General features: G+C 36.8%; 11 protein-coding genes. 3 read left to right on the top strand and 8 right to left on the bottom strand.

What is annotated here, in order from left to right:
• Positions 1 to 415 precede the first annotated feature (415 nt).
• Positions 416 to 1,729, top strand: coding sequence for an HRDC domain-containing protein (locus BUB12_RS16180; RefSeq protein ID WP_072891946.1), 1,314 nt, complete (start codon positions 416 to 418; stop codon positions 1,727 to 1,729).
• Positions 1,730 to 1,822: 93 nt separating this feature from the next.
• On the opposite strand, the gene BUB12_RS16175 is transcribed toward BUB12_RS16180, so the two are convergent.
• Positions 1,823 to 2,788, bottom strand: a complete 966-nt coding sequence (locus BUB12_RS16175; RefSeq protein WP_072891945.1) for a sensor domain-containing diguanylate cyclase — start codon at positions 2,786 to 2,788, stop codon at positions 1,823 to 1,825.
• Positions 2,789 to 3,349: 561 nt separating this feature from the next.
• Between BUB12_RS16175 and BUB12_RS16170 the strand changes: the two genes are divergently transcribed.
• Together BUB12_RS16170 and BUB12_RS16165 are read left to right on the top strand one after the other, a co-directional pair.
• Complete coding sequence (locus BUB12_RS16170) at positions 3,350 to 3,553, top strand: YqaE/Pmp3 family membrane protein (RefSeq protein ID WP_072891944.1); 204 nt, start codon at positions 3,350 to 3,352, stop codon at positions 3,551 to 3,553.
• A gap of 70 nt (positions 3,554 to 3,623) precedes the next feature.
• Entirely contained in the window at positions 3,624 to 4,022 is a 399-nt protein-coding gene (locus tag BUB12_RS16165) for a helix-turn-helix domain-containing protein (protein WP_072891943.1), read from the top strand.
• A gap of 97 nt (positions 4,023 to 4,119) precedes the next feature.
• Here BUB12_RS16165 and BUB12_RS16160 read toward each other — a convergent pair whose 3' ends face one another.
• The 7 genes from BUB12_RS16160 to BUB12_RS16130 form a co-directional block, all read right to left on the bottom strand.
• Positions 4,120 to 5,592 (bottom strand): aldehyde dehydrogenase family protein, encoded by a 1,473-nt coding sequence (locus BUB12_RS16160; RefSeq protein WP_072891942.1) that lies wholly within the window; start codon positions 5,590 to 5,592, stop codon positions 4,120 to 4,122.
• A gap of 40 nt (positions 5,593 to 5,632) precedes the next feature.
• On the bottom strand, positions 5,633 to 7,303 hold the full coding sequence (locus tag BUB12_RS16155; protein ID WP_072891941.1) for a thiamine pyrophosphate-binding protein: 1,671 nt from the start codon (positions 7,301 to 7,303) through the stop codon (positions 5,633 to 5,635).
• Positions 7,304 to 7,338: 35 nt separating this feature from the next.
• Entirely contained in the window at positions 7,339 to 8,289 is a 951-nt protein-coding gene (locus BUB12_RS16150; protein WP_200801098.1) for a C-terminal binding protein, read from the bottom strand.
• A 125-nt stretch (positions 8,290 to 8,414) separates the two neighbouring features.
• Positions 8,415 to 9,047 (bottom strand): ABC transporter permease, encoded by a 633-nt coding sequence (locus tag BUB12_RS16145; RefSeq protein ID WP_072891940.1) that lies wholly within the window; start codon positions 9,045 to 9,047, stop codon positions 8,415 to 8,417.
• Between the two features lie 11 nt (positions 9,048 to 9,058).
• Complete coding sequence (locus BUB12_RS16140; protein WP_072891939.1) at positions 9,059 to 9,943, bottom strand: glycine betaine ABC transporter substrate-binding protein; 885 nt, start codon at positions 9,941 to 9,943, stop codon at positions 9,059 to 9,061.
• A gap of 17 nt (positions 9,944 to 9,960) precedes the next feature.
• Entirely contained in the window at positions 9,961 to 10,623 is a 663-nt protein-coding gene (locus BUB12_RS16135) for an ABC transporter permease (protein ID WP_072891938.1), read from the bottom strand.
• On the bottom strand, positions 10,624 to 11,760 hold the full coding sequence (locus tag BUB12_RS16130) for an ABC transporter ATP-binding protein (RefSeq protein ID WP_072891937.1): 1,137 nt from the start codon (positions 11,758 to 11,760) through the stop codon (positions 10,624 to 10,626). It lies immediately after the preceding gene.
• Positions 11,761 to 12,612 lie beyond the last annotated feature (852 nt).

Genomic DNA, 12,612 nt, shown 5'->3' with positions numbered 1-12,612 from the left:
CTCGCCACTCATGTGAACTCGCTCCTCTTACCATCATATTCGATCACCAACCCTGGGATTCGCTCCTCTCACCATCATATTCGATCGCCCCCCTGAGGTTTCGCTCCTCGCGCACCCATATTCGATCGTAAACCAAGGAAATTCGCTCCATTTCAACCTTTATTCGCTCCACAACCCTGGGGATTCGCTCCACTTTAACCTTTATTTGCTCGCCACCCCTGTGAACTCGCTCCTCACTCACCATTTTTCGCTCAACTCCCCAATGTATTCGCTCGCTCCCTCTGTCTCCACCATAAAAAAATGCCTGTCACTATTCGCAGTTCGACAAAAAACGGGAAGTGACAGGCACCACCGTATCTTTTTTGATATGATTAAGGTAGTAATCAATATATAATCTCTTAAAGGAGGGTTTATGATGTCGTTTCTAAAAAACGTATTCAATATTTTAACAGAAAATAGAGATATAAAAGAACCTATAATATATAAAGGGTTTAATGAAGATTCACCTTGGATAACAAATCTTACTAGATTAGTAGAGAATAATGAACCAAACATCGACTTACAGAAAGTAGAAAACCATTTAAAATTGTTTTCCATAGGTCAAGCAGGTGAAAAAAATGTATTGTTCGAACTACAAAATTCTATGTTACCCATGGTCGTTCTACACGATGTATCTCTTGAGTATGAGGATTATTATGCTCAACTAGATTTTGTAATTATTACTCATAAGTTCATAATGGTTCTAGAAGTTAAAAAATTATTCGGAAGTATACATATTACTGACAAAGGTGAATTCCAACGAGTAATAACTAAGAATAATAAAGTTGTTAACAAAGAGGGGATGTATAGCCCTATAAATCAAGTAGAAAGGCATGTAGCGATTCTTAAAAAATTACTGAAGGCTAACGGAATAATCCAAAGTTGCCCAGTCAAATATGCTGTTACTTTTGCAAATCCTAAAACCATTTTAAATATCTCTAAAAACACACCTGCTAATATACAATCTAGTGTAATCCGACATGACCAAATTAAAGCATTCATAAAAGATGAATTAGAGAAAAAATCACCCGTATTAATGACAGATCAAAAACTTTATGACATTGCTGATACAATCCTAAAATTTAGTAAAGAAAAAGAATTTAACATTGAAAATTATATACTAGACCCACAACAACAAAACACAACTAACACCAAATCTGCTGATAAAGTACATAATAACGATAGTGAACTAAGAAAATCACTGTCAGAATATCGTTTAAGTCGTTCCAAAGAACTCAAGATTAAACCTTATTATATATTCACTAATAAAATATTAGATAGTTTACTAGAGACAAAGCCCCTTACAAATGAGGAATTGTTAGAGATTGAAGGTATTGGTCATAAGAAAGTAGGGGAGTTTGGGGAAGACATAATATCTATTATTAAAGGTAATTATACGAAAGATACCCAAATTCAAAAGCGTGTAGCTAAAGATGAGGCAATAAATCAATCGAAAAAAATAAGTAGAGAAGAATTAAAATCATCTTTGACTGCCTTTAGAAATAGACGTTCCCAAGAGTTAAATGTAAAGCCATATTATATTTTTACTAATAACACCTTAGAATCTATTCTTGATAAAAGACCAAGCAATCTTAATGAGCTTTTAGGAATAGAAGGTATTGGACCCAAAAAAGCGAATGAGTTCGGACAGGAAATTTTAAGCATACTAAAAGGAAATATCGTAAATTAGAAGCAACGTAAATACAGAACCCACTTAGCAGCAAATACAAGGCTGACTTAGTGGGTTCTAAAAATTGTTCTTAGCATAGATACACAGTTATAATCATACCCTAGATAACCTAGGCTCCAGACTCCCCTTCTTCCCATTCTTATCCTTATACATCTCAGCATCTGCTTCTCCCAACAGCTTTTCCATGACACCGATAGATGATTGGCTATAGGCATACCCAATTGATAGTTGAATTGGAGTGTAGGGTTTACTTTCATCATTAAATTTCATTTCATCACGGATCTTCTTTATGTATTCCTCTATTTCTGCAGTCGTCACATTTGCTAATAGAATCGCAAATTCATCTCCACCAATACGCGCAACGACGATGTTCTCATCCATATATTTTTTCAGTCGAGTTCCAACATCCTGAATTAACCGATCTCCCATTAAATGACCAAACTGATCATTAATAGACTTCAACTCGTCTAAATCTGCCATGATTATTGCAATAGGCACATCACGATGCTCATTATATTCCTCTAGTTTCATTTGAAAAAATTCCCGATTATAGAGGTCCGTTAACGTATCATGAGTCGTTTTATATTCTAGTTGCTGTTGGAGAGCAACCTTCTCATCAATGTTTCGCAAAATTCCTTGCACCGCTACATATTTTCCATCCTTCATAACAGGTGTAGCATATTCCTCAAACCAAATATATTTTCCCTCATGATTACGGAGCCTAACAGTAATTGGCTCACAAAAATCAAGCTCCCCAAATTTCTTATTTCGTAGCGTATCATAATCATCCGGATGAACAATCTCAAATATTTTCTCCGGATCTAGCATATGCTCTTCCATTGTATTAGGTCCTATCAACTCATTTACAATAGGACTAAGATATAGATAGTTTAATTTAGGCACTGTTTCACAGTAATATAAAATATCACGGACATTTTCGACCGTTTCTACCATTGGTTTTAAGTATTTTGCTTGCTTTTCGAGGTATCGTTTTTTGTAATATAAATTTGTCGAGATTAGTAGAAGTGCTATGATAATCATGGCACCGACTATCCACATAACAGCCCCACCTTTTTTGATAGATTATCACGGTTGTCAATTTGAGGTGTGATATAAACTATTCTATCATTAGCGAATGATTTTGTAGACATAAAGTGCCATTTTTATACTTAAGAAAATAGTGAAATATGGGTGAAGTTTAGTAGTTTAAAACTTCTTACGGAGGATTATTGGGATTCGCTCGCCATTTCTGTTTTTCGCTCGGTGACCATGGGAATATGCTCGGCAACACCTGATTTTCGCTCGATACCCCTGGGAATTCGATCAACACCAACAGATTTTCGCTCGACAACCCTGGAAATTCGATCACCATCACCTATTTTTCGCTCGACAACCTTGGAAATTCAATCACCTCTAACAGTTTCACGCTCGCCAACCCAGGGAATTCGATCACCACTTACAGTTTAAAGCTCGCCAACCCAGGGAATTCGATCACCACTTACAGTTTCACGCTCGCCAAATTCATCACACTCAAACATAATAGGCACCAGACTTACCGTTAAAACACCTATGGATAATTTTACCTTCCTGGATTAAAATATAAGTAAGGAGGTTATCCTAATGATGTATCTATTAGCCGTTGTTTTACCGCCAGTTGCAGTATTGTTTTCTGGTAAACCAATTCAAGCTTTACTAAATTTAATACTAACTTTATTCTTTTGGTTGCCTGGAGCAATCCACGCTATCCTAGTTGTGAAGGATAAAAAAGATGATAAACGCATGAAAAAGCAAGTGAAATTACAAGCGAAATATAATGGAAGATAAATGGGTACGGTTCTCGTTTGTCATTGATAAAGGAGAACCGTACCCATAAACCAAAAAGGTGGGTTAAATTTTGGAAGGATTTCTGTCACGGGTAGAGAAGTTTATGGAAATACGCAATTTAACTAGAAAAGAAGTTAGTGAACAATTAGGTTATAGTGAGGAACAATTTGATCAAATACTGCATGATGAGGAATGGCCTGACATTTACATAGTCATTCGTTTATCAAGGTTATTAAAGGTTTCAATGGACTACCTCTTGTTAGGCAAAGAGCATTTTGTAGACAATAATTCTGAAATTTCATATGAGAAAGTTGAAGAATTGGTCTTTTTACTTGAAAAGTACAATCTAGAATCCTTCATGGATATGGAAAAATGGTCCAGGATAGATAAGGAAGGCTTGATCAGTGTAAATAATAAATTTTATGAACTATTAAGTAAGGCAGAAGAACGAAAAAACCGTACCCAATAAACACATGGGGACGGTTTTTCACGCTTCAATAAAGAATATGAAGGTTTCAGCAACGATGAGAACGAAGCTTATTGTGCCTAAACTTCCTAATGTCCCCTCATCTAAACCAACCAATCGGTTGCGGCTGGGTACTGATGTTTATTTGTTTTGTTTCTTGATATTCATCCAATCCATATGTCCCTAGACTTCTGCCGATACCACTCTGCTTATATCCTCCCCACGGAGCTTGGATATTTGTAAGATGGTAGGTGTTGATCCAGGTAATTCCGGCTCTGACCTTTTTAATGATACGCATTGCTTTATTTTGATCACGGGAAAATACGGCACCAGCCAGGCCAAATACGGTATCATTCGCTAATTTTATAGCTTCTGCTTCATCGTTAAACTTTTGAATGACGACAACAGGGCCAAAAATTTCCTCCTGGACAATTCGCATATCACTATCGACATCAACAAAAACAGTCGGCTCGATGAAAAATCCCTTTTCCATACCATCTCGCTCAATACGGTTTCCACCACATGCTAAATGGGCACCCTCTTCTTTTCCGATTCGGATATATTCCAATATACTTTCCATGTGCTTTTTACTAACGATGGCTCCCATCTCGGAGTTTTCGTCATTCCCTGGTCCAACCCTAATTTTCTTTATCCCCTCCACAAATTTCTCAATGAACGTATCATAAATATCCTCTTGAACTAATACTCGACTCCCAGATGAGCAGACCTGACCTGAACCCATATAAATTCCATACATGGCATAGTCAATGGCTGTATCTAAATCTGCGTCTGCAAAAATAATATTTGGTGATTTGCCACCAAGTTCTAGAGATATCTTTTTAAGGTTTCCTGTAGCAGCCTGCATAATGTTGCGACCTACCTCAGTACTTCCCGTAAAGGAAACGACGTTCACATCATTGCTTTCGGAAATTGTCTGACCGACGACGGAGCCAGCCCCCATCAATAGGTTAGCAACCCCTTTTGGCAAACTGGTTTGGTCGATCAGTTCAAATACTTTAACAGCTGTCATTGGGGTAATTTCAGCAGGCTTCAGAACAATGGAATTTCCTGCTGCTAAAGCTGGTGCAATTTTCCACACACTCATCAATAAAGGAAAATTCCATGGGACAATTAACCCTGCAACGCCCATTGGCTCCTTAATTATGACTGTTTGTATATCATCTGAAGCTTCATACGTTTGTCCAGTTGAAGTATTCAGAAGGCTAGCATAGTATCGGAATGAACTCACAGCATCTAACGCATCGTATTCTGCCTCTTTTCTTGTTTTGCCATTGTTCTCCACTTCAAGAGTAACTAGCTCATCCAGACTTTCTTCCATTTTATCAGCGATCTCCAGTAAAACCTCGGCTCTTTCTTGAGGTGTACGGTCAGACCAGACGCCGCTTTCAAACGCATTTTTAGCGACTGTAATGGTTGCTTCTGTTTCCTCCTTCGTTGCTTTTGGGGCTTTGGCAATGATTTCCTGATTCGCTGGGTTGATTATATCTTGCTTTTCTGGGTTGCTGGAATCTATCCATTTCCCGTCAATATATATTTTCAATGCTTGTGTCATAGTTCTTGTGCCTCCTCATAAATCATTATGTTAGCTTGGATTATTCTTCGTGAGGACGGAAAGATTGAATATATTCATCCGAATCTTCATATTCTAAAATTCCTACCTTCTCCACGTCAACAACAACCAAGTATGGTTTTTGGCTAGCGATTGCATTGGCCAATCCCTTTTCAAATTCCTCAACAGAGGCTACTTTTTCCGATTCAAATCCCATCGATTTAGCCATCATGACGAAATCTGGATTTTTCAAATCAACATTAATTTTTCTACCATATGCTGCTTCCTGATAGTATTTTAGAATTCCATATCCACCATCATCGAAAAGCAAGACAATAATTGGTGTATTTTCATGAACAGCAGTAATCATTTCACCCGCATTTACCATGAAACCGCCATCCCCTGCTACTAGAACGACTGGCTTGTTTGGCTGGCCAACTTTCGCCCCAATTGCCATTGGCAAGCCTTGGCCAATTCCTTCTCCAGTCATCGTAACGTAGTTTTTTGGCTCATTAATATCAAATAACTTATTTGCCCAAGTGTATCCTGGTATTGTCACGTCTGTAACTAGGACCGTGTTATCAGGAAGTTGTTCACGCATAATCGTTGCAAAATCACCATAAGGCTTGATGGAATTAGATAGGTCGTAACGCACAGCTTGACGTGTTCCTTTTACCTCTTCCACATAGGCTTCATCTGTTGTAATTTCCTTATCTACCAATTGTTTATTAATTTCTCGTAGAACAGCTTTAGCATCACCTACGACACCACAACGGGTATTGAAATTACGATTAAACGCATTTGGATCCGCATCAATATTGATATGGTTTTCAGGTACAGGAGAAGTCCAGTTATTGGTTTCTCCCGCACGGAAGCGAACGCCAATACTGATAAGTAAATCAGATTTCTTCAATAGCTCTTCAAACTGAGGGAAGTATGCAAAGTTACCGATGCATAGTGGGTGATTTTCAGGAATAGAACCTTTCCCTGCTGCACTTGTAATCACTGCGGGCTTAATTTTTTCTACTAACTCCAGCAGCTCTTCAGAAGCACCTGAAAGAATTACTCCATTTCCAGCCCAGACTACAGGCCTTTTTGCAGTAGCAATTGTTTCAACAATTTCAGTAGGTAAATTAATCGTAGTTTCTCGGTTTTGTTTCAGTTCCACTTCGATTAATTGATTGTTCGGAATGATTTGTGCTTGGAAATTTGTTGGTATCTGAACGGTAACTGGTCCTTGTGGTGCAGTTTGTGCCTCTTTAATCGCTTTACGCATAAATGGGGTAATCAATTTTGGACGCTTTAATAGATAAGTAGCTTTATTAACTCCTTCCATCATTTTTAGCTGGTCCTTGCTTTCATGAATATAACGCTGATCCGTCCCAATGTAATTGGAATCCACTTCACCTGTAATATGAAGGAGAGAAGTACCTGAATTCCACGTTTCTGATAATGAACCAGCCGCATTTCCTGCCCCAGTCCCTGTACTTGTAATGACAACACCAAGTTTACCTGTCGTACGTGCATAGGCATCTGCCATATTAACAGCACCGCTTTCACCACGTGCTGTAACCATTCGAATTTTTGAATGGTTAAGTATCGCATTATAAATCGGCATGTTATGAACACTAACAATACCGTAGACGACTTCAACGCCTTCTGCAACTAGTTCTTCAACGATAGCATTAGAAACTGTATATTCTTGATTTTTCATTATGATTTCCTCCTAGATTGTTAATTTATTAGATTCTAGAAATTGTTAACAGAGTATCTTGGTTTTTTACCTTTTAGAACATCCATTATATTTAATGCCGTTTTTCTTTTTAATTCCTGAAATGATTCCTCAGAATAGAAGGCTGCATGAGGTGTTATGATAACATTGTCCATGGCTAACAATGCGTGATTGACATCTATTGGCTCATGCTCTAATACATCTAATCCTGCTCCGGCAATTTTCCCTGTATCTAGGGCATCAATTAAATCTGATTCCTTAATTACCGGTCCTCTTCCAGTATTGATAACGATCGCATTCGGTTTGGCTAAACTTAATACATCTTTATTGATCATATGATACGTTTCTTTTATTAATGGAGCATGAAGACTTACCACGTCCGATCGTCTCATTAATTCCTCGAGCGAAACTAGTTCAATACTCGCATCTTGATTAGACTTTTGGTAGTAAGGATCGTAAGCAATCACTTGAAAACCGATTGCTTTCAATTTACTAGCTAAATTACGGGCAATTTTACCATAACTTATTAATCCAACAGTTTGTGTGCTTATTCGGTGTAGGGGGGCTCCCTCACTAAAGGACCATTTCCCCTGTTTTACGGAATGATCTAAAGCGACTATTTTTTGGGTTAACGTCATAATGAGTGCTAAGGCGTGGTTTGCAACTTCTTCCTGACAATAATCCGGTACATTGGCTACAAAGACATTATTTTCCGTTGCTGCCACAACATCAATGTTATCTACACCAATGCTATATTTCGCAATGACTTTTAAATCTGGAAGGGATTCAATAATCTTTCGTGTGATTGGGATTTCTGAGTTTATTAATCCAATGGCACCCTGTGAAACCTCAATAACTTCTTCCTCAGTTCTGCATTGGGTTACTTCAAGTTGTGCACCAACTGATTGAAAGAGTTTTTTTTCTTCCACAAATTCCATGTTGATATAATCCGTAATTACGATTTTCAATGGAAAACCTCCTTACTATGTGTGTTAGACCTGAAAAAGAACTATTTTCCGTCAATAGTAATCCGGAAACTAGTTCTTTTTCCATATGATTAGCTAAACTATAATCAGTTTCTTTTAATTCCAATCTATGTTTCTAACCGTTTCTGTACCCTGCCAATGGTGATATCAGCAAAAATAGCAAGACTAGCTGCAATGATTGCACCAGCATAAATCTTATCTGCTTGTCTTGTGTTAATTCCAGCTACAATATCTCTTCCTAATCCATCTCCCCCAATAAATGGTGCAAGTGTTGCAACCCCGACAGCAATAACCGCCGCTACACGCACACCAGCGAGTAAAAATGGTAAGGAAAGAGGTAATTGTACTTTTAATAGAAGCTGAGTAACTGTCATCCCAACACCTTTACCAGCTAGAGAGATGTTCTCATCTACTTCTCTTAACCCGACATACGTATTACGAATAATCGGTAATAGGGAATAGAAAAACAACCCAACAACTACTGTTTTAAATCCAAGACCAAAGAAAATCATTAGAACTCCAAGAAGCGCGATACTTGGAAAGACTTGTATAATGCTGGCAGTAGCTAAAATAACTTTTGCTAACTTTTCATTTTTAAAACAAATAATCCCGAGTGGAATTCCAACCATTAGTGCTAAGGCCAATCCAATAATCACCATTAGGATATGATCCAAAGTTAAGGAAGCAAGATGGGACCAGTTATTCATTACATAGTCAAAAAAGTCAGATATGAATTCCATTTGGAAACCTCCTATTCTAACATTCCTTGCTCCTTAAGATACTCTATTGCCACATCATGTGGATCTTCTCCATCGACATCAACTTTTCGGTTTAATTGTCTAATAGTATCAAGGTCAATCTTCCCTACTAATTCACTGAAAATATCATCCAGTTCCGGATATTCATCCAGGGTCTCTTGTTTCACATAGGTAGAAGCATCATATGGAGGGAAAAATTGCATATCATCTTCAAGTGTTTTTAAATTATAAGTATCAATACGAGCATCTGTAGAATAGGCCAGCACAACGTCCATATCATCATTATTTAAAGCATCATACACAAGATTTGGACTCATTGGAGATGAATCGCCAAATTCAAAACCATATAACTCTGTAAAAGCAGTATATCCATCATCACCTCTACGCTCTAACCAGCTAGTATCTGATCCAAAATTTAAGTCTTCTGCAATATTTTCTAAGTCAGAAATTGCTTCAATGTTATGTTCTTCTGCAAACTCTTCTGTAACAGCTAGTGCATACGTATTTGCGAATCCAAGTTCATCATAGACTTTGATGTTGTATTCCTCTCTAAAGTCATCTTGAGTTTGCTTCATTGTAGCTTCGCGATCTCTCGGATTTTCTATTGTAAAAAAGCTCGCTAATGCTGTACCAGTATATGTTGTACCTATTTCTAATTCATCACTCATCATAGCTTCTAATACAAGAGTGTCTGTAGCCATATCAGTCTTTACTTCTACAGATAAATCCGTATTAGCTTCAATTAATTCCTTATACATATAGCCCATTGTTTTCGTTTCTGAGTATGTTTGTGTTCCAACAGTAAGCGTGTCTCCTCCAGAGCATGCTGAAAGGACTAAAATCAACATTAGTAACAACAATAAATATAATTTCTTCATCGTAATCCTCCGTTATTTTATATTTTTTGTGCTTCTGTATTACTACTTTTTGTAAATGCTTTTTCCAGTTTTCCTAATATAAAATCTGCAACTAGGGCTAGTATCATCGCCATAACAGAACTTGCAATGATGAGGGGTTTGTCATTAAGAGATAATGCTGCTAGGATTAATTCACCTAATCCCCCACCCCCAATTAATCCAGCCAAAACAGCCCAACTGACAATATAAACAGTAGTCAGCCTAATACCCGACATAATATAGGGAAGGGCTAATGGAATCTCAATCTGCACTAACCTTTGCATTGGACTATATCCCATCCCTTCTGCAGATTGAATTATTTGTGGATCAATAGAATCAAAACCAGCATATGTATTTTTTAAAATTGGCATTAGAGAATATAAAAACAATGCCATAACGGCTGTTTCTGTTCCAAAACCTAGGACGGTAGCAATCATTGCTAACAATGCAATACTTGGAATTGTTTGAAAGATATTCGTAATGTTAAAAGTTAATGATTTCATCCATCGAATATGAGTCTTTATTAACAATACACCTAGTGGAATGGCTACCAGACAGCCTAATAAAACTGATATTCCTGATAAAAATATATGTTCAGAAAGTTTACCCAATAAATCCGGCATTCGTTCATAAAAAACCGATAAATATCCATAATCTTGCATTTAAACGACACCTTCTTTTATTGAATGGTATTCACTGCCAACATAGCCTACAATACTACCGCGGGTAAGTAATCCTTCCAATAATCCTTTTTCATTTAAAACAGGAAGATAAGGGACTTGCAATTTATTCATTAACTGAATGGCCTCTGTGAGTGGTGTATCTGGATTTACTGTTGTATTAAATGAATGCATAATATCTTTTATTTTAGTATCCTCATTTTGGTATGCCTTCACGATGTCAAATACGGTTACATATCCTAAAAGATGATTCTTTTCATCCACTACAATAATTGAATCCACTTTTTTGTCTTCCATTATCCTCATTGATTCTGCAAGGCCACGATTTGGCGTAACTGTAATTGGACGTTCGACCATTACTTGACTAACAGGAGGAATGCCTTGATACCTTTTGAGTCTTTTTTGTCCAATAAAATCTTCAACAAATTCGTTAGCCGGGTGACGTAATATTTCTTCAGGTGTACCGTGTTGTACTATTTCACCGCTCTTCATTAATACGATTTTATCAGCAATTTTTAATGCTTCATCCATATCGTGCGTAACGAAAACGATTGTCTTTTTTATTTCTCTTTGCAACCTTACAAGTTCTTCTTGCAATTGTTCACGACTAATAGGATCAAGGGCACTAAACGGTTCATCCATGAGAATAACCGAAGGATCAGCGGCAAGTGCTCGAATAACCCCAACTCGTTGCTGTTGTCCTCCACTTAATTCGGAAGGAAGTCTATTACGATATGTTTCAGGATCAAGAGATACTAAATTAAGTAGCTCATCTACACGTTTTCCTATACGTTCCTTATCCCATTTTAGTAGCTTAGGGACAGTACCTACATTCTTGGCAATATTCATATGTGGAAATAATCCGATTTGTTGTATTACATATCCTATACTTCTTCTTAATTCTACAGGGTCAATTTCCGAAATATCTTTCCCCTTAATAAAAACGCTGCCACTAGTTGGGTTATTTAATCGATTAATTAACTTCATCAATGTCGTTTTCCCACAACCACTTGGACCAATAAGTGCGGTAATCTCCCCTTCATTACAATGTAGGCTAATATTTTTTAATGCTTCAAAGCCATTATCATACTTTTTTGTTATGTCTTTAAGTACAATCAAGTAATTTTTCCTCCTTCTATGGTTCTTTAATTACTCCGTTATTTTTTCTAGTAAACTGATATTATTGAGCCAGTACACAAATAAATCGTAATAAACCTTCTATACCAACTTTGTTTTTAATTTCTCATTGAAATGGATGAATAAGAAAGATAGTAAACGACAAAATAATAGTAGGATAAATTAATAGGCTATCTTTTATTTCAAGATGATAGGGGATACATCTTTTAACCAAAGTGGAAATAGATTTAATGGAAATTTGGAGGTAATCATCAAGGCTACATTATAACTATAGAATAATAATAAAATATGGACAAACTCGATAATCTATCATATTTCTTGTTTATTCGACAAATATTATAGTTAAACTGTACTTTTATGAAGTATATGATTTTTCTTATAACTTTTCGCATATATTCTTTCAATTCCTTTAAAATTGCTGTAATTTCGGGGGTGAAGGCAGGGACTGTTCTCAACTTGTCATTTCGGCTGACAGCATATATGATGAATTCTTTCTTGTAACATTTGCTCAGTTTGTTGAATTTCCCAGGAAATATTGTCGAATCCAATTTTAGGGGATCGGTGGGGACGACTCTTGTTTATCATTTAATAAAGGAAGTATTTGTGGGACGTGGTTTTGTCCACGACCCACAAGGATTTGATTCAGGCTTTAGTATTAATAAAAATCTACATCTCATCTCTCATCTTTTCAATTTCTTCCTTAGCTACATTTGTTGCCTCCGAAATCATTTCAATAGGAAAGTTCTTTTTTAGCATATTCATAATTACTTCATATTTCCCTTCTTCTCTACCCTCTTCCCTTCCTTTTCTATACCCTCTCTTCTCCCAAGAATT

The organism is Ornithinibacillus halophilus (genome assembly GCF_900129485.1).
Lineage (GTDB): Bacteria > Bacillota > Bacilli > Bacillales > Amphibacillaceae > Ornithinibacillus > Ornithinibacillus halophilus.
This window is presented reverse-complemented; position numbering and strand designations above follow the sequence as displayed.

What these genes read in the sequence shown, in the direction of transcription:
- BUB12_RS16170 (WP_072891944.1), top strand. Translation starts at nt 3,350, where the DNA reads ATGATGTATCTATTAGCCGTTGTTTTACCGCCAGTTGCAGTATTGTTT.
- BUB12_RS16155 (WP_072891941.1), bottom strand. Translation starts at nt 7,303, where the DNA reads ATGAAAAATCAAGAATATACAGTTTCTAATGCTATCGTTGAAGAACTA.
- BUB12_RS16135 (WP_072891938.1), bottom strand. Translation starts at nt 10,623, where the DNA reads ATGCAAGATTATGGATATTTATCGGTTTTTTATGAACGAATGCCGGAT.
- BUB12_RS16175 (WP_072891945.1), bottom strand. Translation starts at nt 2,788, where the DNA reads ATGTGGATAGTCGGTGCCATGATTATCATAGCACTTCTACTAATCTCG.
- BUB12_RS16145 (WP_072891940.1), bottom strand. Translation starts at nt 9,047, where the DNA reads ATGGAATTCATATCTGACTTTTTTGACTATGTAATGAATAACTGGTCC.
- BUB12_RS16160 (WP_072891942.1), bottom strand. Translation starts at nt 5,592, where the DNA reads ATGACACAAGCATTGAAAATATATATTGACGGGAAATGGATAGATTCC.
- BUB12_RS16180 (WP_072891946.1), top strand. Translation starts at nt 416, where the DNA reads ATGTCGTTTCTAAAAAACGTATTCAATATTTTAACAGAAAATAGAGAT.
- BUB12_RS16140 (WP_072891939.1), bottom strand. Translation starts at nt 9,943, where the DNA reads ATGAAGAAATTATATTTATTGTTGTTACTAATGTTGATTTTAGTCCTT.